We start from the raw sequence: 20791 nt of genomic DNA on the forward strand, positions 1-20791 counted from the left end.
TTCTTACTCCTCGTCCTCGAGCCAGCCCATGGTCCGCTCGACGGCCTTGAGCCAGCTCTTGTACTCACGGTCGCGGATCTCCGCGTCCATGCGGGGGGTCCACTCGGCGGCCCGCCGCCAGTTGGCGCGCAGGTCGTCGGTGCTGTTCCAGAAGCCGACGGCCAGGCCGGCGGCGTAGGCGGCGCCGAGGCAGGTGGTCTCGGCGACCATGGGGCGCACCACGGGGGCGTCCACGAAGTCGGCGAGGGTCTGCATCAGCAGGTTGTTGGAGGTCATGCCGCCGTCGACCTTGAGGGCGGTCAGCTCCACACCGGAGTCCTTGGTCATGGCGTCCGCGATCTCCCGCGTCTGCCAGGCGGTGGCCTCCAGGACGGCGCGCGCGAGGTGCGCCTTGGTGACGTACCGGGTGAGGCCGGCGATCACACCGCGGGCGTCGGAGCGCCAGTACGGGGCGAACAGGCCGGAGAAGGCCGGCACGAAGTAGGCGCCGCCGTTGTCCTCGACCGTCAGGGCGAGGGTCTCGATCTCAGCGGCGGTGGAGATCAGGCCCATCTGGTCGCGCATCCACTGCACCAGCGAACCGGTGACGGCGATCGAGCCCTCCAGGGCGTAGACCGTGTCCTGGTCGCCGATCTTGTAGCCGACGGTGGTGAGCAGGCCCGAGTAGGAGTTGATGAGCTTGTCACCGGTGTTCATCACCATGAAGGTGCCGGTGCCGTAGGTCGACTTGGTCTCGCCCTCGGAGAAGCAGGTCTGGCCGAACAGGGCCGCCTGCTGGTCGCCGAGCGCGGAGGCGACCGGGATGCCGCCGAGCAGGTCGCCGAGCCGGCCGCCCGTGATCTCGCCGTAGACCTCGGCGGAGGAGCGGATCTCGGGGAGCATCTGCGTCGGCACGCCGATGGACTCGGCGATCTTCTCGTCCCACTGCATGGTGTGCAGGTTCATCAGCATGGTGCGGGAGGCGTTGGTGACGTCGGTGACGTGCTTGCCGCCGTTCACCCCGCCGGTCAGGTTCCAGATGACCCACGTGTCCATGGTGCCGAAGAGCAGGTCGCCGGCCTCGGCGCGCTCGCGCACGCCGTCGACGTTGTCGAGCAGCCAGCGGGCCTTGGGGCCGGCGAAGTAGGAGGCGAGGGGGAGGCCGGTCTCACGGCGGAAGCGGTCCTGGCCGACGTTGCGGCCGAGCTCGCGGCACAGGGCGTCGGTGCGGGTGTCCTGCCAGACGATGGCGTTGTGGACGGGCTCACCGGTGTTCTTGTCCCAGACGAGCGTGGTCTCGCGCTGGTTGGTGATGCCGATGGCCTTGATGTCGTCCCGGGTGATGCCGGCCTTCTCGACCGCCCCGGCGACGACCTCCTGGACGTTGGTCCAGATCTCGGTGGCGTCGTGCTCCACCCAGCCCGGCTTGGGGAAGATCTGCTCGTGCTCCTTCTGGTCGACGGAGACGATGCGTCCGTCGCGGTCGAAGACGATGCAGCGGGAGGAGGTCGTGCCCTGGTCGATCGCGGCGATGAAGGGGCCTGCGGTGTGAGCGTCGGTCACAGTGTGCTCCTGGGTTTCCGTGGTGTGGTGGCCGGTGCGTACGGCGCGTGTTCTGCGGCTCGATGATGGCCGAGCGGGGGCCCGCTCAGGCGAACGCGACGTTGTAGACACCTGCGGCGAGCGCGCCGCCGATCAGTGGACCGGCGATCGGGACCCAGGCGTAGGACCAGTCGGAGCCGCCCTTGTTGGGCAGCGGCAGCAGGGCGTGCACGATGCGCGGACCGAGGTCACGGGCCGGGTTGATGGCGTAGCCGGTCGGGCCGCCGAGGGACAGACCGATCGAGACGACCACCAGCGCGGTGATCAGACCGCCCAGGATGCCGAGGCCGTTGCCCGCGTCGTTCAGACCCTGGGTGAGGACCGCGAGCACCAGCACGAAGGTGCCGATGACCTCGGTGGAGAGGTTCTGCACCGCGTTGCGGACCTCGGGGCCGGTGGAGAAGATGCCCAGCACCGGGCCGGCGCCCTTCTCCTGGGCCTCGACGGCCTTGGCCGTGGTGTCCTGCGCGCCCGGCCCGCCGACGATCTCGCGGTCGGTGAGGTGGGCGAGGAACTGGCCGTAGTAGGCGGCCCAGACCAGGGCCGCGCCGATCATGGCGCCGAGCATCTGTCCGGCGAAGTAGGTGGGAACGTCGCCCCACTCGCCGTCCTTGATGGCGATGCCGACCGTCACGGCGGGGTTGAGGTGGGCGCCGGAGAGCGGACCCGAGATGTACACCGCCGTCATGACGGCGAAGCCCCACCCGAAGGCGATGGCGAGCCAGCCGGCGTTGCGGGCCTTGGAGGCCTTGAGCGTCACGGCGGCGCACACGCCGCCGCCGAGCAGGATGAGTATGGCGGTACCGATGGTCTCGCCGATGAAGATGTCGGAGCTGGACACCCGCGACTCCTTTGTCCTTCGTCCAGGGGAAGCCGAACCCCCGGGTCCCTCCGGGTGTTCTGGCGCCCTCGGTGTGAGAGCGATGGCGGCCCTTGGCGTTGTCACACTCTAACGCGTATTGCCGGTAGGTGTTCGACAATGCCGACCGATGGACGCGAGTCTCGCGTCGGCGTCGCGCATGCGTCAAGAGCTCTGTAATCGAAAGCACGATCGTTATTGATCGTCGCGACTTATCGATCTTCGGGCGCCGCGGTCCCGCCGGGGAACGCCGAAGGCCGGAACGCGTTCGGCGTCCCGGCCTTCGGCTTCCCCGCTCGTGCCCGCGTGCCCTAGAACCGCCCGGCGCCCAGGTCCCGCGACACCGCGCGGGCGCAGTCCCGTACCGCCGCGACCAGCTCGGGCCGCAGCCCACCGTCCCGGCACAGCCGTTCCACGGCCCCGGTGATGCCGACCGCGCCGACCGGCATGCGTCTGCGGTCGTGGATCGGGGCGGCGATGGAGGCGACGCCCTCCCAGGTCTCCTCGACGTCGGCCGCGTAGCCACGCGCGCGCGTGATGTCCAGGATGTGCTCGAACCTGTCCGGCTCGCAGACGGTCCGGTCCGTGTACGCCTTGCGGTCGGCCTCCAGGGCCTCGCTGTGCGCCACCGGGTCGTAGGCCGACAGCACCTTGCCCAGTGCCGTGGAGTGCAGCGGCTGCATGGCGCCGATCTCCAGGACCTGCCGGCTGTCGTCGGGCCGGAAGACGTGGTGCACGATCAGGACGCCCTGCTGGTGCAGGACGCCGAGGTGGACGCTCTCGCCGCTGGAGCGTGCCAGGTCGTCCGTCCACACCAGGGCGCGGGCCCGCAGCTCGTGCACGTCGAGGTACGTCGTGCCCAGGCGCAGCAGCTCGGCGCCCAACTGGTAGCGCCCGGAGGCGTCGTCCTGCTCGACGAAACCCTCGTGCTGGAGCGTGCGCAGGATGCCGTGTGCCGTGCCTTTGGCCAGACCCAGCGACGAGGCGATGTCCGACAGGCCGAGCCGCCGCTCGCCGCCCGCGAGCAGGCGCAGCATCGCGGCCGCCCGTTCGAGCGACTGGATGTTCCGTGCCATCGACGTACTGCCTCCGTCCCCTTCGACTGCCGACCTCGGCGTCGCTGACGTCGTTCGGCAATGCCGAACACTACCGGTACAGGTCGACCTCCCGCTAATGGTCGGCGGGCAACTGTTGCACTCCGGCCACGTCCCGATGGCCCGTACCGCGCCCCCGGGGCCCGCGCACGCGGACCAACCCGCCGGCTGACCGGCCGACCGCCGGTCAGTCGTCAAGCAGCCGTCGACCGGCCACCCACCGGCCGCCCCCCGTCCCCGCTCCGACCCTTCCTGGACCGATCCCGGGCCTTTCCCGGACGGATCCCGGGCCCGATCCTGGACGGATCCTGGACCGATCCGGGGCCGAAACGTCACTCCTTCGGCGGGCGTCCGGCCCCGCCATACTCGTCCGTCTCGTGGACGCCTCGAACATCAGCCCCCGGTCCCGGCTACCCTGGCGACGTGCGTTCACCTCCGGGACGTCCCCCGCGGACGGCACCGGGCAGCGCAAAGCCGACAGCCGTCGCATCCTAGGGAGCCCTTTCATGGCCTCGTCGCCATCCACCCCGTCCGCCGACACCCGGACCCGTGTGTCCGCCCTCCGCGAGGCACTCGCCACCCGTGTGGTGGTCGCCGACGGTGCGATGGGCACCATGCTGCAGGCGCAGAACCCCACCCTCGACGACTTCCAGCAGTTGGAGGGGTGCAACGAGGTCCTGAACCTGACGCGGCCCGACATCGTGCGGTCGGTGCACGAGGAGTACTTCGCGGTCGGTGTGGACTGCGTGGAGACGAACACCTTCGGTGCGAATCACTCGGCGCTGGGGGAGTACGACATCCCCGAGCGTGTGCACGAGCTGTCGGAGGCGGGAGCACGGGTGGCCCGTGAGGTGGCCGACGAGTTCGCCGCGCGCGACGGCCGGCAGCGCTGGGTCCTGGGATCGATGGGCCCCGGCACGAAGCTCCCGACGCTCGGGCACGCCCCCTACACCGTCCTGCGCGACGCCTACCAGCGCAACGCCGAGGGCCTGGTCGCCGGCGGCGCCGACGCGCTGCTGGTGGAGACCACACAGGACCTCCTGCAGACCAAGGCCTCGGTGCTGGGCGCCCGGCGCGCCCTGGACGCCCTGGGCCTCGACCTGCCGGTGATCTGCTCGGTGACCGTGGAGACGACCGGCACCATGCTCCTCGGCTCCGAGATCGGCGCCGCGCTCACCGCGCTGGAGCCGCTGGGCATCGACATGATCGGCCTGAACTGCGCGACCGGCCCGGCCGAGATGAGCGAGCACCTGCGCTACCTGGCCCGCCACTCCCGCGTCCCGCTGTCCTGCATGCCGAACGCAGGTCTGCCGGTCCTGGGCAAGGACGGCGCCCACTACCCGCTGACGGCACCGGAGCTGGCCGACGCGCAGGAGACCTTCGTGCGCGAGTACGGCCTGTCCCTGGTCGGCGGCTGCTGCGGCACCACCCCCGAGCACCTGCGCCAGGTCGTGGAGCGGGTGCGCGGCACCGCCCCGAGCGAGCGCGACCCGCGGCCCGAGCCGGGCGCGGCCTCCCTCTACCAGAGCGTGCCGTTCCGGCAGGACACCTCCTACCTGGCCATCGGCGAGCGGACGAACGCCAACGGGTCGAAGAAGTTCCGTGAGGCGATGCTGGAGGGCCGCTGGGACGACTGCGTCGAGATGGCCCGCGACCAGATCCGTGAGGGCGCGCACATGCTGGACCTGTGCGTGGACTACGTGGGCCGTGACGGCGTGGCCGACATGGAGGAACTGGCCGGGCGTTTCGCGACCGCCTCGACGCTCCCGATCGTGCTGGACTCCACCGAGGTCGACGTGTTGCGGGCCGGGCTGGAGAAGCTCGGCGGCCGCGCGGTCATCAACTCCGTCAACTACGAGGACGGCGCCGGCCCCGAGTCCCGCTTCGCGCGCGTCACCGAGCTGGCCCGCGAGCACGGGGCGGCGCTCATCGCGCTGACCATCGACGAGGAGGGCCAGGCCCGCACCGCCGAGAAGAAGGTCGAGATCGCCGAACGGCTGATCGACGACCTGACGGGCAACTGGGGCATCCACGAGTCGGACATCCTCGTCGACTGCCTGACCTTCACCATCTGCACCGGCCAGGAGGAGTCCCGCAAGGACGGCATCGCCACCATCGAGGGCATTCGCGAGCTGAAGCGGCGTCACCCCGACGTGCAGACCACCCTCGGCCTGTCGAACATCTCCTTCGGCCTCAACCCGGCCGCCCGCATCCTGCTCAACTCCGTCTTCCTGGACGAGTGCGTCAAGGCGGGCCTGGACTCGGCGATCGTGCACGCCTCGAAGATCCTGCCGATCGCCCGCTTCGACGAGGAGCAGGTCACCACCGCCCTGGACCTCATCCACGACCGCCGCCGAGAGGGTTATGACCCGCTGCAGAAGCTGATGGCGCTCTTCGAGGGCGCCACGGCCAAATCGCTGCGGGCCTCCAAGGCCGAGGAGTTGGCCGCCCTTCCGCTGGACGAGCGGCTCAAGCGCCGGATCATCGACGGCGAGAAGAACGGCCTGGAGCAGGACCTGGAGGACGCCCTCCGGGAGCGCCCGGCCCTCGACATCGTCAACGAGACCCTGCTCGACGGCATGAAGGTGGTCGGCGAGCTGTTCGGTTCCGGCCAGATGCAGCTCCCCTTCGTGCTCCAGTCCGCCGAGGTCATGAAGACCGCGGTGGCCCATCTGGAGCCGCACATGGAGAAGACGGACGACGAGGGCAAGGGCACCATCGTGCTCGCCACCGTCCGCGGCGACGTCCACGACATCGGCAAGAACCTCGTCGACATCATCCTGTCCAACAACGGCTACACGGTCGTCAACCTCGGCATCAAGCAGCCGGTCTCCGCCATCCTGGAGGCGGCCGACGAGCACCGGGCGGACGTCATCGGCATGTCCGGGCTTCTGGTCAAGTCCACGGTGATCATGAAGGAGAACCTGGAGGAGCTCAACCAGCGCAAGCTGGCCGCCGACTACCCCGTGATCCTGGGCGGCGCGGCCCTCACCCGCGCCTACGTCGAGCAGGACCTGCACGAGATCTACGACGGCGAGGTCCGCTACGCCCGCGACGCCTTCGAGGGCCTGCGCCTGATGGACGCCCTGATCGGCATCAAACGCGGTGTGCCCGGCGCCAAGCTGCCCGAACTTCGCCGGCGCCGGGTCCGCGCGGCCACCGTGGAGGTCGAGGAACGCCCCGAGGAGGGGCACGTCCGTTCCGACGTCGCCGTCGACAACCCGGTCCCCGAGCCGCCCTTCCGCGGCACCCGCGTCGTCAAGGGCATCCAGCTCAAGGAGTACGCCTCCTGGCTCGACGAGGGTGCCCTCTTCAAGGGCCAGTGGGGCCTGAAGCAGGCACGCACCGGCGAGGGACCCTCGTACGAGGAACTCGTCGAGACCGAGGGCCGGCCGCGGCTGCGCGGCCTCCTCGACCGGCTCCAGACGGAGAACCTGCTGGAAGCGGCCGTGGTCTACGGCTACTTCCCCTGCGTCTCCAAGGACGACGACCTGATCGTCCTCGACGAGGCCGGCAACGAGCGCACCCGGTTCACTTTCCCCCGCCAGCGGCGCGGCCGGCGCCTGTGCCTGGCCGACTTCTTCCGCCCGGAGGAGTCCGGCGAGACGGACGTCGTCGGCTTCCAGGTCGTCACCGTCGGCTCCCGCATCGGCGAGGAGACGGCCCGCATGTTCCAGGCCGACGCCTATCGCGACTACCTCGAACTGCACGGCCTGTCCGTACAGCTCGCCGAGGCCCTCGCCGAGTACTGGCACGCCCGCGTCCGCTCCGAACTCGGCTTCGCCGGGGAGGACCCGGCCGAGATGGAGGACATGTTCGCCCTGAAGTACCGGGGCGCCCGCTTCTCCCTCGGCTACGGCGCCTGCCCGGACCTGGAGGACCGCGCGAAGATCGCCGCCCTCCTCGAACCGGAGCGCATCGGTGTGCACCTGTCGGAGGAGTTCCAGCTCCACCCCGAGCAGTCCACCGACGCCATCGTCATCCACCACCCGGAGGCGAAGTACTTCAACGCCCGCTGAGGCCCCCGTAGCCGCCGCACGAGCCACACCAGGCGTTCTCGACCCGTACGTCGTACACTGGTCGGTCCACCGCAGGCCGGTTCCCCTCGTGGGAACCGGCCTCATCGTCCCTTCAAGGAGGTACGTGGATGACCAGTACGGTCCCCGCGCTCGGAACCCGTACGGCCGAAGGCTCCGCCCTGCAGGCAGTGCTCCTCGACATGGACGGCACCCTGGTGGACACCGAGGGCTTCTGGTGGGACGTCGAGGTCGAGGTCTTCGCCTCCCTCGGTCACACCCTGGACGACTCCTGGCGCCACGTGGTCGTCGGCGGCCCGATGAGCCGCAGCGCCGGCTTCCTGATCGAGGCCACCGGGGCCGGCATCACGCTCGCCGAACTCAGCGTGCTGCTCAACGACGGCTTCGAGAAGCGCATCGGCCGTGCCCTGCCGCTCATGCCGGGAGCCGCCCGGCTGCTCGCGGAACTCTCCGCGCACGAGATCCCCACGGCCCTGGTCTCCGCCTCGCACCGGCGCATCATCGACCGCGTGCTGACCTCGCTGGGCCCCCAGTACTTCGGCCTCACCGTCGCCGGTGACGAGGTGCCGCGCACCAAGCCCCACCCGGACCCGTACCTGGCCGCCGCGGCCGGCCTGGGAGTGGACCCGGCCCGGTGCGCCGTCGTGGAGGACACGGCGACCGGGGTCGCCGCCGCGGAGGCAGCCGGCTGCCACGTCGTGGCCGTGCCCTCGGTCGCTCCCATCACCCCGGCCGTCCGGCGCACGGTGGTCGGTTCCCTGGAAGAGGTGGACCTGACATTTCTGCGCGGTCTGATGACACAAATGCGCTAGCCGTTCACCCAGCGTGCAGCGGCGTTAACGCGGCAATTCCGGGAACGGCCGAGCGAGACCACGCGGCGCGCGCGACGGGGTAATTCCGCCGCTCCGGATGGCCGAATTCCGGCACCTACCGGCAGAAGCCGTTGTGTGACGTTCGACACGTTGTCAGGGGTCGACAGGGGGGCCCGGGTGTGCCTTCTCGCACCTGGCGAACGTTGTCGAGGTGCCCTTGTGTCCTGATTGGTGAAACCCTGCACGAATCCTTCCACTGTCGGGTTTTCGGTGTGTCCACACCCGGTTTCGCTCTGTGATGAGTCCTCAACTCCGGTGGCTGCGAGACCCAGTGCGAGCGCGGACTAATCTCGTCGCGAGAACATCGGCCACTATCCCCGTGATCCGCCGCGACACCCCTGCATGCCGGATACACGGACCGACAGCTCTGGAGAAACTCGAGCATGAACCGCAAGACTTTGGTGCTGCCGGCCGTCGTCGGCCTGCTCGCGCCGGTGCTCGCCGCCTGCGGTGGGTCCGACAGCGGCAGCGGCGGGGACGCGATCGTCGTCGGCACCACGGACCGGTTCACCGCCTCGGAGGAGGCACCCGCGCCCCTCGACCCGGCGTACGCCTACGATGTCGGCTCCTGGAACATCCTGCGTCAGACCACGCAGACCCTGATGGTCCAGCCCCGCGGCGACGGTGAACCCGTGCCCGAGGCCGCCGAGAAGTGCGGATTCACCGATACCGGCAACGAGCGCTACGCCTGCACCCTGCGCGACGGCCTGAAGTTCGCGAACGGCGACCCCGTCACCGCGGAGGACGTGAAGTTCTCCATCGAACGCGCCCTGTCCATCGAGGCCGACAGCCAGGTGTTCGCGCTGCTGTCGACCGTCGACACCATCGAGACGCAGGGCGACCGCGAGGTCATCTTCCACCTCAAGACCGCCGACGCCACCTTCCCGTTCAAGCTGTCGACCCCGGTCGCGGGCATCGTCAACCCGGACGACTACGAGAAGGGCAAGCTGCGCGAGGGCTTCGAGCTGGACGGTTCCGGCCCGTACACCATGAAGGCCGAGGTCGAGAACAACGAGATGACCAAGGCCGTGTTCACCAAGAACCCCCATTACAAGGGGAGTCTGAAGGTGAACAACGACAAGGTCGAGATGGTGTCGTTCGAGGACGCCGACGCCATGGGCGCCGCGCTCGACAAGGGTGACATCGACGTGATGACCCGTGCGATGACGCCGGACCAGATCCGTAAGCTCTCCAACGCCACGGACGGCGACGTCGACCTGGTCGAGGTGGCCGGCCTCGAGATCCGCTACCTGGCCTTCAACACGGAGGCGCCTACGGTGCGGGACAAGGCCGTCCGCAAGGCGATGGCCCAGCTCATCAACCGCAGCGAACTCGTCTCCGAGGTCTACGGCTCCCAGGCCGAACCGCTGTACTCGATGGTCCCGGCCAGCATCACCGGTCACTCCAACTCGTTCTTCAACACGTACGGCGACCCGAGCGTGGACAAGGCCAAGGGGATGCTGGAGGACGCGGGCGTCAAGACGCCGGTGAAGCTCACGATGCACTACACGACGGACCACTACGGTGCCGCGACCAAGCAGGAGTTCGAGGAGCTGCAGAAGCAGCTCAACGAGAGCGGTCTCTTCGAGGTCGACATCAAGGGCACGCCCTGGGACAAGTTCCGCCCGGCGGAACTGAAGGGCGAGTACGACGTCTTCGGGATGGGCTGGTTCCCCGACTTCCCGGACGCGGACAGCTTCATCGCGCCGTTCCTCGACAAGGACAACACCCTCAACTCGCCGTACGCGAACCCGGAGATCATCAACACCCTGATCCCCGAGTCCCGTCGCGAGGCCGACCGGCTCTCCGCCGTGGACAGCCTCACCGAGATCCAGGACATCACCGCCGCCGACGTCCCGATGATCCCGCTGTGGCAGGGCAAGCAGTACGTCGCCGCCCGCGACGACGTCACGGGCACGGCCTACGTCCTCAACTCCTCCTCGTCGCTCCAGCTCTGGGAACTGGGCCGGGGTGTGAGCGGCTGACGCCCCACCGGACACAGCCCGAAGGGCGCCCTCTTCTCGTCGGAAGAGGGCGCCCTTCGGGGTTCGTGCCTATCGTGGGCCGTACGGGTGCCGTACGCGTCGAGGCCGGCGCCCGTACGAGCGGCCTACTGCGCGCCGGGGCGGACCAGACCGCTCTCGTAGGCGTACACCGCGGCCTGCACCCGGTCGCGCAGGCCCAGCTTGGTCAGCACGTGGCCCACGTGCGTCTTGACGGTGGTCTCGCTCACGAAGAGGTCGGCGGCGATCTCCGCGTTGGACAGGCCGCGGGCCACCAGCTTCAGCACCTCCACCTCACGCTCGGTCAGCGTGTGCAGGGTGTCCGGCACCGGCTCGTCGCCGGAGGGCAGATGCGTGGCGTACTTGTCGAGCAGCCGCCGGGTGATGCTCGGCGCGAGCATCGCCTCGCCGTTCGCCACCACGCGGATCGCCTGCACCAGCTCGTTGGCCGGGGCGTCCTTCAGCAGGAAGCCGCTGGCGCCCGCCTTCAACGCCTCCACCACGTACTCGTCGAGGTCGAAGGTGGTCAGTACCAGCACCTTCGCCGGACCGTCCCGCTCGGGCCCGGTGATCTGCCGGGTCGCCTCCACACCGTCCATCCGCGGCATGCGGATGTCCATCAGCACCACATCGGGCTGCAGGGCCCGCACTTGGTCGAGTGCCTGGAGGCCGTCTCCGGCCTCGCCGACGACCGCGAGGTCCTGCTCGGCCTCAAGAATCATCCGGAAGCCGGTGCGCAGCAGCGGCTGGTCGTCGACCAGTAGGACGCGGATGGCCACGTAAGTCTCCTTCGCTAGTCCGGTCCCATTCTGCCCTGCCCGGTGTCGCCGGAGTCGGCCGCCCTCACCGGCAGCGGATAGGGCGGGGGAGTGCCGCCGAACTCCGGGCAGTGCGCCTGGTGGTCGCACCACCCGCACAGCTTCGTGGGACGCGGCCGCCAGTCACCCGTCTCGGTCGCCTGCCGGATGGCCTCCCACAGCGCCAGCAGCTTGCGCTCGACCCGCTCCAGGTCGGCGAGGGCCGGGTCGTAGGTGAGTACGTCGCCGCTGCCGAGATAGACCAGTTGCAGGCGCCGCGGGACGACCTTCTTCAGCCGCCACACCACCAGCGCGTAGAACTTCATCTGGAACAGCGCGCCCTCGGCGTACTGCGGCCGGGGTGCCTTGCCCGTCTTGTAGTCGACGATCCGCACCTCGCCGGTGGGCGCCACGTCGACCCGGTCGATGATGCCGCGCAGCCGCAGCCCGGAATCCAGCTCGGCCTCGACGAACAGCTCCCGCTCGGCGGGCTCCAGCCGGCTCGGGTCCTCCAGGCTGAACCAGCGCTCGACGAGCTGCTCCGCCTCGCCGAGCCACCGCGCCAGCCGCTCGCCCTCCGCGTCGTCCGCGAACAGCTCGGCCACCTCCGGCCTGCTCTCCCGAAGCCGGTCCCACTGGCCCGGGACCAGCGCCTTCGCCCGTGGTGCCGTGCGCTCGGCCGCCGGGGCGTCGAAGAGCCGCTCGAGCACCGCGTGCACCAGGGTGCCCCTCGTCGCCGCCTCGCTCGGCTTCTCCGGCAGGCGGTCGATGACCCGGAACCGGTACAGCAGCGGGCACTGCATGAAGTCGCCGGCCCGGGAGGGCGAGAGCGAGGCCGGCGCTATGGCCGCGGGCACGGACGCGGTGGCGACGGCGGCCGCCTCCACCATCGCGTCTTCGTGGTTTGCCACCGTCGCCGCCGGTCGGGCGGGCCCGCCGGCGTCCTCCGCGACATCCTCGATGCTCGTCTCCATGCCCACAGACCTTACGGCCCGGCACCGACAGCGACCCAGCTCGCGGCCCGTGACCCTTGCGACGAAAGGGAAGCGCAGGGGTGCCGGGGCGGAAGGGGCCGCGACGGACGCATACCATCGACAGGAGACCCTCCCGCCCGGCAGGCGCGGGAGACGCTTCGAACGAGGGGACACCGTGGACGTGAGCGGCGGGAGCGGGCAGCCGCGGTCCGGCAACGACGAGTCGGCCGAGTCCCAGGCAGGACCCACGGACCCGGCCACCGAGTCCGGGCAGCCGGACCCCGCGGACTCCAGCCCGCCCGAGAAGCGACCCGGGGACCGGCCCCGGACCACGGGACAGGGCCCCGCGGACCGGCCCCGGACGGCAACCGGCCCCGCCGCGGGCCACCCGCCGACCCCTGGCTCCGAGGCGCCGGACCACGAGACGCCGGTCCGCCCGACACCGGGCGTGGAGGCGGGGGGCGGTGCGACGCCGGGCTCGGGGACGCCGGTCCGTCCGACGCCGGATGCTGAGGCGCCGGCCCGTCCGACGCCGGGTCCCGAGACGCTGCGGAAGGACCCCCTGGGAGCCACCGCGCAGGACGAGACCGGACGGAGCACCCGGGAGGACGCCGTTCCGCAGGACGCCACCCCGGACCGGAACCCGGCCGCGCAGACCCCGCCCCGCGAGACCGGCCCCGCCGGCTCCACGCCGGGCGCGATGTCCGGCGCCGGTACCCGGCCGGGTGAGCCGGCCGCCGGGCGCGACGGGACCGTCCGCCCGCCGACGCAGCCGCCGGTGGGCGGCGTGGGCGGCACGGGCAGTGAAGGCCACCGGCCCGGCCCCTCCTCCGGCGGCGACCGCCCCGCCCAGGTACCCGCGAAGCCCGGTCGCGGCGGTCGCGAGGACCCCGCCGACACCGGTCCCGGTCCCGGCCGGCCCCCGCAGCGGAAGCCGGAGCCCGGAGGCGGGCTGCTGATGGGCAGGCCCTTCGGCGTGCCCGTGTACGTCGCACCGAGCTGGTTCCTGGTCGCCGCCCTGATCACCTGGGTGTTCGGCGGACAGCTCGACCGCGTGCTGCCCGAGCTGGGCGCCGCCCGCTATCTGGTCTCCCTCTTCTTCGCGGTCGCCTTCTACGCCTCCGTCCTCGTCCACGAGCTGGCCCACACCGTCGCCGCCCTCCGCTTCAAGCTCCCGGTCCGCCGCATCCAGCTCCAGTTCTTCGGCGGCGTCTCCGAGATCGAGAAGGAGGCCGAGACCCCCGGCCGCGAGTTCGTGCTGGCCTTCGTCGGACCGCTGCTCTCCCTCGTCCTCGCCGGCGTCTTCTACGCCGCCCTGCTGCCCGTGGAGCCCGACAGCGTCCCCGGCGTCCTGCTGGCCGGCCTGATGGTCTCCAACCTCCTCGTCGCCGCCTTCAACCTGCTGCCCGGCCTCCCCCTCGACGGCGGCCGGATGCTCCGCGCCGTCGTCTGGAAGATCACCGGCAAGCCGATGCACGGCACGATCGCCGCCGCCTGGGTCGGCCGGGCCCTCGCCATCGCCGTGCTGGTCGGCCTGCCGCTGCTCACCCAGTCCCTCGGCTCCGGCGCCGCGGACGACGTGGGCATGGACACCGTCCTGGACGCCCTGCTCGCCGCGATCCTCGCCGCGATCATCTGGACCGGCGCCGGGAACAGCCTGCGCATGGCGCGGCTGCGCGAACACCTCCCGGAGCTGCGCGCCCGTGCCCTGACCCGGCGCGCCGTCCCCGTCCCGGCCGACACCCCGCTCTCCGAGGCGCTGCGCCGTGCCAACGCCTCCGGGGCCCGCGCCCTGGTCGTCGTCGACGGCGACGGCGGCCCCGTCTCGCTGGTCCGGGAGGCCGCCATCGTCGGCGTGGCCGAGCACCGCCGCCCCTGGGTGGCGGTCAGCACCCTCGCCCAGGACCTCACCGACGGCATGCGCCTGTCGGCCGAGCTGTCGGGCGAGGAACTCCTGGACGCGCTGCGCGCCAACCCGGCGACCGAGTACCTGGTGGTCGAGGAGACCGGCGAGATCTACGGTGTCCTGTCCGCGGCCGACGTCGAGCGGGCCTTCGTCAAGGCCATGGCCCGCCCCTCCTGACCACCGGTGTGGTCGGCGGCCCCGCCGGGGACCGGTAGGCTGGTCACATGTCCGAACCGACCGGTGCCGCCCGCAGGCGCGGGCCCTTCAAGGTCGGGGACCAGGTTCAGCTCACCGACCCCAAGGGCCGCCACTACACGTTCACGCTCGAGGCCGGGAAGAACTTCCACACCCACAAGGGTTCCTTCCCCCACGACGAACTGATCGGCGCTCCCGAGGGCAGCGTTGTCCGCACCACCGGGAACGTCGCCTACCTCGCGCTGCGCCCCCTGCTCCCCGACTACGTCCTGTCCATGCCCCGAGGGGCAGCCGTCGTCTACCCGAAGGACGCGGGGCAGATCCTCGCCTTCGCCGACATCTTCCCCGGCGCGCGCGTCGTGGAGGCCGGCGTGGGCTCCGGCTCCCTCAGCAGCTTCCTGCTGCGCGCCATCGGCGACCAGGGCATGCTGCACTCCTACGAGCGCCGCGAGGACTTCGCCGACATCGCGAAGCAGAACGTGGAGCGCTACTTCGGCGGCCCGCACCCCGCCTGGCAGCTCACCGTGGGCGACCTCCAGGACAACCTGTCCGACGCCGACGTCGACCGCGTCATCCTCGACATGCTCGCCCCCTGGGAGTGTCTGGAGGCGGTCTCCAAGGCACTCGTGCCCGGTGGCATCCTGTGCTGCTACGTCGCGACCACCACCCAGCTCGCCCGGACCGTCGAGTCCATCCGCGAGATCGGCTGCTTCAACGAGCCGACCTCCTGGGAGACGATGATCCGCAACTGGCACGTCGAGGGCCTGGCCGTCCGCCCGGACCACCGGATGATCGGCCACACCGGCTTCCTGCTCACCGCCCGTCGCCTCGCGGACGGCGTCGAGCCGCCCATGCGCCGCCGCCGCCCCGCCAAGGGCGCCTATGGCGAGGACTACGACGGCCCCAACGCCGGTGGAGGCTCCGGCCGCTGAGGCGACCCCGTGCCGCGATCAACGTGCAGGCGCCGTGGTGGAGTTCCCGAGACCGTCCGGAACTCCACCACGGCGCCTTCGTGTTGACCGGACGGCGCGGCTCGACCGGTGCCCCGGGGCGGCACGGCGACCCGGACGGACCGGCGAACCGGACGGACCGGCGAACCGGACGGACCGGCGAACCGGTGCGATGCGCGGCGGAGCGGCGCAGCCCGGCCGAGTACCCACCCCGCCGTTCCCCCGCACTGTGACGTGTGGCACGATGCTGGCCACCCCCCGCCGGCACAGCCCTCACAGGAGACACTCCTCGTGCAGCACCCCGCCGTTCCGGATCTCACGCACACGCACACCCGCCCGATCCACTGGGTCGCCACCGCCACGGCCCTCGCCGGGGTGGTGGCCCTGTCCTCGGTCCTGCAGCCCGACGCCGCGACGGCGGCGCAGACCCCCGTCCCCGAAACGAAGCACGCCCCGGCGCACGGCACACCGCCCGATCCGGCGGCCGTCGCGTTTCCCCTGGAGTGCGGTCCGGTCGAGGCAGTGGTGGTGAAGAAGGCATCCGGCGACCTCGACGGCGACGGGCGGCCGGAGACGGTGGCCGTCGTGCACTGCGACGCACCCATGGGCACCCCGCCCGACGGGGTGTACGTCGTCACGCGGGGCGCCGACGGCGGCAAGCCCCGCGTCGTGGCCGCCCTCGTGAACCCGAAGGACCGCCGGACGGTCACCGACTTCGCGGTGCGCGGCGGCGCCGTCCACGCCACGCTTCTCGGCTACTCGTCGGCCGACGTGCCCAGTTGCTGCCCCGATGTCACGGACGACGTGAAGTGGCGGTGGGAGAACGGTTCGTTCGTCCGCGACACGCCGTCCCAGGCGCGCACCGTATGACCGGCAGCCTGTGACGGATGGTGTGGCACATCAGACAACGGTCACGGAGCGTGCGGACTGAGTCACAGTTCGGTCACTCTGCGTCCGGACCGTAGACCTCGGCCCTGTCCGAAACGCGACGTACGTGGATGCACTCGCCCGGACACTCCTTCGCGGAGTCGACCACGTCCGTGAGGAGCGGCAACGGCACGGGCGTTGCCGCTCCCGCGGCCTGGAGGAGCTCGTCGTCCGCGCCCTTGACGTAGGCCAGACCGTCGATGTCCAGCTCGAACACCTCCGGCGCGTACTGGGCACAGATGCCGTCGCCGGTACACAGGTCCTGATCGATCCAGACCTCCAGTGCCTCGCCGTCGACTCCGGCCTCCTGCTGCACGGTCATCTCTCCTGCCGTTTCCTGCGTCGAGCCGTTCGGGAATCCGGCCAGCTCTGACGGGTGTTGAACACTTCGACCCTACCTCCGGCTGGGTTCCACTCACGTTCCGTGGGTATTCCCCTGGCGTGAGGGAGAGCGCAAGGGTGAAGATCGGACACACCCCGACAGTCTTTGTGATCTAGGGGTTTCAATCGACACCCACCCAGGTAGGGTCTGGAAGCGTCCAGCTCCCCTTGGAGGAGGTGAGGACCGTGGCAGCCCACGACGACGACATGAACCGCGGCATCCGCCCGGGACGCGGGTCCGAGGACCCGGCCGGGCAGGTGGCCTACCTTGAGCAGGAGATCGCCGTCCTGCGACGCAAGCTCGCCGAATCTCCGCGGCACACGAGAATTCTCGAAGAGCGGATTGTCGAGCTGCAGACCAACCTGGCCGGTGTGTCCGCCCAGAACGAGCGGCTCGCCGGAACGCTCCGCGAGGCCCGCGACCAGATCGTGGCCCTCAAGGAGGAGGTCGACCGGCTGGCCCAGCCGCCGGCGGGCTTCGGCGTCTTCCTGCAGGCGAACGAGGACGGTACCGCCGACATCTTCACCGGCGGCCGCAAACTCCGGGTGAACGTCAGCCCGAGCGTCGAGCTCGAAGAGCTCCGGCGCGGCCAGGAAGTGATGCTCAACGAAGCGCTCAACGTGGTCGAGGCCATGGAGTACGAGAGCGTCGGCGACATCGTCACCCTCAAGGAGATCCTCGAGGACGGCGAGCGAGCCCTGGTGCTCGGGCACACCGACGAGGAGCGGGTGGTCCGGCTCGCGGAGCCGCTGCGCGGCATCAACATCCGCCCCGGCGACGCCCTCCTGCTCGAACCCCGCTCCGGCTACGTCTACGAGGTCGTTCCCAAGAGCGAGGTCGAGGAACTCGTCCTCGAAGAGGTCCCCGACATCGGCTACGAGCAGATCGGCGGCCTCGGCGGACAGATCGAGGCCATCCGCGACGCGGTCGAGCTCCCCTATCTCTACCCCGACCTGTTCCGGGAGCACGAGCTGCGTCCGCCCAAGGGCGTCCTGCTCTACGGGCCTCCCGGATGCGGCAAGACACTCATCGCCAAGGCGGTCGCGAACTCGCTGGCCAAGAAGGTCGCCGAGGTGACCGGCCAGGCCGCCGGCAAGAGCTTCTTCCTCAATATCAAGGGTCCCGAGCTGCTCAACAAGTACGTCGGTGAGACCGAGCGGCAAATCCGCCTGGTCTTCCAGCGGGCTCGTGAGAAGGCCAGCGAGGGCACCCCCGTCATCGTCTTCTTCGACGAGATGGAGTCCCTCTTCCGCACCCGTGGCTCCGGCGTCAGCTCGGACGTGGAGAACACCATCGTCCCGCAGCTCCTCGCCGAGATCGACGGCGTGGAGGGCCTGCAGAACGTGGTCGTGATCGGTGCCTCCAACCGCGAGGACATGATCGACCCCGCCATCCTGCGGCCCGGCCGGCTCGACGTGAAGATCAAGATCGAGCGTCCGGACGCCGAGGCGGCCAAGGACATCTTCGGCAAGTACCTCACCGAGCGCCTCCCGCTCCACGTGGACGACCTCACGGAGCACGAGAAGGACAAGGCGGCCACCGTCCAGAGCATGATCCAGACGGCGGTGGAACAGATGTACGCCGAATCCGAGGAGAACCGCTTCCTGGAGGTCACCTACGCCAATGGCGACAAGGAAGTCCTTTACTTCAAGGACTTCAATTCCGGTGCCATGATCGAGAACATCGTGGGCCGCGCCAAGAAGATGGCGATCAAGGACTTCCTCGAGAAGAACCAGAAGGGCCTTCGCGTCTCGCACCTCCTCCAGGCCTGCGTGGACGAGTTCAAGGAGAACGAGGACCTGCCCAACACCACCAACCCGGACGACTGGGCCCGGATCTCCGGAAAGAAGGGCGAGCGGATCGTGTACATCCGTACGCTCGTCACCGGAAAGCAGGGCGCGGACACCGGACGCTCCATCGACACGGTGGCGAACACCGGTCAGTACCTGTAAAAGGCGGGGCGGCTGCGGGTGCCCTCAGCGGGTACCCGCAGCCGACTGTTTTCCGGAGCCCCGACTGGAGCAAGGCAATGCCGCAAATGATCTCCCCACCGGCGCAAAGGCGTTCTAGGCTCTTCCATACCGCCGAGTCGCGCAGTGCGGGGACGGGCACCGCACACGCATCGGAGCGCCAGCGGTACTTGAGCGGCGCCCACGACGGGCGCCGCCGGGCAAGGAGGGCCGCATGACCGTACGGCGAGTAATGGGCATCGAGACGGAGTACGGAATCTCCGTCCCCGGCCACCCGAACGCCAATGCCATGCTCACCTCGTCCCAGATCGTCAACGCCTACGCGGCGGCGATGCACCGGGCCCGCCGGGCCCGCTGGGACTTCGAGGAGGAGAATCCGCTGCGGGACGCGCGGGGCTTCGACCTCGCCCGCGAGGCCGCCGACTCCAGCCAGCTCACCGACGAGGACATCGGTCTGGCCAACGTGATCCTCACCAACGGGGCACGGCTCTACGTCGACCACGCCCACCCCGAGTACAGCGCTCCGGAGGTCACCAACCCGAGGGACGCCGTCCTGTGGGACAAGGCCGGCGAACGGATCATGGCCGAGGCCGCCGAGCGGGCCGCCCAGTTGCCCGGTGCCCAGCCGATCCACCTCTACAAGAACAACACCGACAACAAGGGCGCCTCCTACGGCACGCACGAGAACTACCTGATGAAGCGGGAGACCGCCTTCTCGGACATCGTGCGCCACCTGACGCCCTTCTTCGTCTCCCGCCAGGTCTTCACCGGCGCCGGCCGCGTCGGCATCGGCCAGGACGGCCACGAGCACGGCTTCCAGCTCAGCCAGCGCGCGGACTACTTCGAGGTCGAGGTGGGCCTGGAGACGACGCTGAAGCGGCCCATCATCAACACGCGGGACGAACCGCACGCGGACGCCGAGAAGTACCGGCGACTGCACGTGATCATCGGTGACGCGAACCTGTCGGAGATCTCGACCTATCTGAAGCTGGGCACGACGGCCCTGGTGCTGTCGATGATCGAGGACGGGTTCATCGCCGTCGACCTGGCCGTGGACCAGCCGGTGCGCACCCTCCACCAGGTCTCGCACGACCCGTCGCTGAAGCGCCTGGTCACACTGCGCAGCGGCCGGACACTGACCGCGGTACAGCTCCAGATGGAGTACTACGAACTGGCCCGCAAGTATGTCGAGGAACGGTACGGCGCCGACGTCGACGACCAGACCAAGGACGTCCTGGGCCGCTGGGAGGACACCCTCAACCGGCTCGAGAACGACCCGATGAGTCTGGCCGGCGAGCTGGACTGGGTCGCCAAGCGGGAGCTCATGGAGGGCTACCGCCGCCGGGACGACCTGGACTGGGACGCGGCCCGGCTGCACCTGGTGGACCTGCAGTACGCCGACGTACGGCCCGACAAGGGCCTGTACAACCGTCTGGTGGACCGCGGCCGCATCAAGCGGCTGCTGGACGAGACCGAGGTCGAGCGGGCCCGGACGAAGCCGCCGGAGGACACGCGCGCGTACTTCCGCGGACGCTGCCTGGAGCAGTACGCGGACGACGTCGCGGCGGCCTCCTGGGACTCGGTGATCTTCGACCTGCCGGGCCGGGACTCGCTGCAGCGGGTGCCAACCCTGGAACCGCTTCGCGGAACGCGTAATCACGTCAAGGAGCTCCTGGACCGCTGCCGCACCGCGGAAGACCTGGTCAAGGTCCTGTCGGGCGGGTGACCGGGCCGAGCGGGTACACGGGAGGAGTCGGCCGGACAGGGTGGAAACCCCCGGGTCCGGGAACCATCGAGGTGGCACCCGTACGTTGGAGAAACTGCGGGGCCGATGTCGGACCCGGCTTGTAGGGTCTGATCTTGACCGAGCAACTGTGTCGGGCGAACCGAGCGGGGTGAGGGTTATGGCGACCAAGGACACCGGCGGCGGGCAGCAGAAGGCCACGCGTTCCACGGAGGAGGTCGAGGAGCAGGCGCAGGACGCACAGGCTTCCGAGGACCTCAAGGAGCGCCAGGAGAAGCTGAACGACGACGTGGACTCCGTCCTGGACGAGATCGACGATGTACTCGAGGAAAATGCCGAGGATTTCGTTCGAAGCTTCGTGCAAAAGGGTGGCCAGTAGGCCGGCTGACGGCCTGCTTCTCCTTCGCTTCGATGGCCCGAGGGCCGCATGAGGGGCGGACGAGCAGAACGTGAGGCGTCGCGCGCGGTGCGGTGAGAACCGTGCCGCGCGCGGTACGAGA

General features: G+C 70.1%; 15 protein-coding genes. 9 read left to right on the plus strand and 6 right to left on the minus strand.

Annotated features, from left to right (window positions below):
- Positions 1-3 precede the first annotated feature (3 nt).
- From glpK to B1H29_RS29235, 3 genes are all read right to left on the minus strand, one after another.
- Positions 4-1542 (minus strand): glycerol kinase GlpK, encoded by a 1539-nt coding sequence (glpK, locus tag B1H29_RS29225; RefSeq protein ID WP_055416082.1) that lies wholly within the window; start codon positions 1540-1542, stop codon positions 4-6.
- A gap of 85 nt (positions 1543-1627) precedes the next feature.
- Entirely contained in the window at positions 1628-2422 is a 795-nt protein-coding gene (locus tag B1H29_RS29230; RefSeq protein ID WP_055416081.1) for an MIP/aquaporin family protein, read from the minus strand.
- A 329-nt stretch (positions 2423-2751) separates the two neighbouring features.
- Positions 2752-3516: an IclR family transcriptional regulator gene (locus tag B1H29_RS29235; RefSeq protein WP_055416080.1), complete on the minus strand. Its 765-nt coding sequence runs from the start codon at positions 3514-3516 to the stop codon at positions 2752-2754.
- Between the two features lie 524 nt (positions 3517-4040).
- Here B1H29_RS29235 and metH point away from each other — a divergent pair.
- From metH to B1H29_RS29255, 3 genes are all read left to right on the plus strand, one after another.
- Positions 4041-7553, plus strand: coding sequence for a methionine synthase (gene metH, locus B1H29_RS29240; RefSeq protein WP_055416079.1), 3513 nt, complete (start codon positions 4041-4043; stop codon positions 7551-7553).
- A gap of 128 nt (positions 7554-7681) precedes the next feature.
- A complete protein-coding gene (locus B1H29_RS29245; RefSeq protein ID WP_055416078.1) occupies positions 7682-8383 on the plus strand; it encodes an HAD family hydrolase in 702 nt (233 codons plus the stop codon).
- Between the two features lie 443 nt (positions 8384-8826).
- The gene (locus tag B1H29_RS29255) at positions 8827-10428 is read left to right on the plus strand and encodes an ABC transporter substrate-binding protein (RefSeq protein ID WP_055416077.1); all 1602 of its coding nucleotides are present in this window, start codon (positions 8827-8829) and stop codon (positions 10426-10428) included.
- A gap of 125 nt (positions 10429-10553) precedes the next feature.
- Here the strand turns inward: B1H29_RS29255 and B1H29_RS29260 are convergent, their stop codons facing one another.
- Both B1H29_RS29260 and B1H29_RS29265 read right to left on the minus strand, forming a co-directional pair.
- Positions 10554-11225, minus strand: coding sequence for a response regulator (locus tag B1H29_RS29260; RefSeq protein ID WP_037765038.1), 672 nt, complete (start codon positions 11223-11225; stop codon positions 10554-10556).
- Between the two features lie 14 nt (positions 11226-11239).
- Positions 11240-12217: a RecB family exonuclease gene (locus B1H29_RS29265; RefSeq protein ID WP_055416076.1), complete on the minus strand. Its 978-nt coding sequence runs from the start codon at positions 12215-12217 to the stop codon at positions 11240-11242.
- Positions 12218-12392: 175 nt separating this feature from the next.
- Here B1H29_RS29265 and B1H29_RS38670 point away from each other — a divergent pair, with 175 nt between their 5' ends.
- The 3 genes from B1H29_RS38670 to B1H29_RS29280 all read left to right on the plus strand — a co-directional run bounded on the left by B1H29_RS38670 (position 12393) and on the right by B1H29_RS29280 (position 16138).
- On the plus strand, positions 12393-14300 hold the full coding sequence (locus B1H29_RS38670) for a site-2 protease family protein (RefSeq protein WP_055416075.1): 1908 nt from the start codon (positions 12393-12395) through the stop codon (positions 14298-14300).
- Positions 14301-14347: 47 nt separating this feature from the next.
- Positions 14348-15250, plus strand: a complete 903-nt coding sequence (locus tag B1H29_RS29275; RefSeq protein WP_055416074.1) for a tRNA (adenine-N1)-methyltransferase — start codon at positions 14348-14350, stop codon at positions 15248-15250.
- Positions 15251-15559: 309 nt separating this feature from the next.
- Complete coding sequence (locus tag B1H29_RS29280) at positions 15560-16138, plus strand: hypothetical protein (protein ID WP_055416073.1); 579 nt, start codon at positions 15560-15562, stop codon at positions 16136-16138.
- A 73-nt stretch (positions 16139-16211) separates the two neighbouring features.
- On the opposite strand, the gene B1H29_RS29285 is transcribed toward B1H29_RS29280, so the two are convergent.
- Positions 16212-16517 (minus strand): ferredoxin, encoded by a 306-nt coding sequence (locus B1H29_RS29285; protein WP_055416072.1) that lies wholly within the window; start codon positions 16515-16517, stop codon positions 16212-16214.
- 245 nt (positions 16518-16762) lie between these two features.
- Here B1H29_RS29285 and arc point away from each other — a divergent pair, with 245 nt between their 5' ends.
- From arc to B1H29_RS29305, 3 genes are all read left to right on the plus strand, one after another.
- Positions 16763-18529, plus strand: a complete 1767-nt coding sequence (gene arc / locus B1H29_RS29295; RefSeq protein ID WP_055416071.1) for a proteasome ATPase — start codon at positions 16763-16765, stop codon at positions 18527-18529.
- Between the two features lie 232 nt (positions 18530-18761).
- The gene (gene dop, locus B1H29_RS29300) at positions 18762-20273 is read left to right on the plus strand and encodes a depupylase/deamidase Dop (RefSeq protein ID WP_348273494.1); all 1512 of its coding nucleotides are present in this window, start codon (positions 18762-18764) and stop codon (positions 20271-20273) included.
- A gap of 178 nt (positions 20274-20451) precedes the next feature.
- On the plus strand, positions 20452-20670 hold the full coding sequence (locus B1H29_RS29305; protein ID WP_053128307.1) for a ubiquitin-like protein Pup: 219 nt from the start codon (positions 20452-20454) through the stop codon (positions 20668-20670).
- The last annotated feature ends 121 nt before the right edge of the window (positions 20671-20791 follow it).

This window comes from Streptomyces pactum (genome assembly GCF_002005225.1).
GTDB lineage: Bacteria > Actinomycetota > Actinomycetes > Streptomycetales > Streptomycetaceae > Streptomyces > Streptomyces pactum_A.

Excerpts from the sequence above, each read along its gene's own strand:
- B1H29_RS29235 (WP_055416080.1), bottom strand. The coding sequence starts at position 3,516 with ATGGCACGGAACATCCAGTCGCTCGAACGGGCGGCCGCGATGCTGCGC.
- metH (WP_055416079.1), top strand. The coding sequence starts at position 4,041 with ATGGCCTCGTCGCCATCCACCCCGTCCGCCGACACCCGGACCCGTGTG.
- B1H29_RS29245 (WP_055416078.1), top strand. The coding sequence starts at position 7,682 with ATGACCAGTACGGTCCCCGCGCTCGGAACCCGTACGGCCGAAGGCTCC.
- B1H29_RS29255 (WP_055416077.1), top strand. The coding sequence starts at position 8,827 with ATGAACCGCAAGACTTTGGTGCTGCCGGCCGTCGTCGGCCTGCTCGCG.
- B1H29_RS29265 (WP_055416076.1), bottom strand. The coding sequence starts at position 12,217 with ATGGAGACGAGCATCGAGGATGTCGCGGAGGACGCCGGCGGGCCCGCC.
- B1H29_RS29275 (WP_055416074.1), top strand. The coding sequence starts at position 14,348 with ATGTCCGAACCGACCGGTGCCGCCCGCAGGCGCGGGCCCTTCAAGGTC.
- B1H29_RS29285 (WP_055416072.1), bottom strand. The coding sequence starts at position 16,517 with ATGACCGTGCAGCAGGAGGCCGGAGTCGACGGCGAGGCACTGGAGGTC.
- dop (WP_348273494.1), top strand. The coding sequence starts at position 18,762 with ATGACCGTACGGCGAGTAATGGGCATCGAGACGGAGTACGGAATCTCC.
- B1H29_RS29305 (WP_053128307.1), top strand. The coding sequence starts at position 20,452 with ATGGCGACCAAGGACACCGGCGGCGGGCAGCAGAAGGCCACGCGTTCC.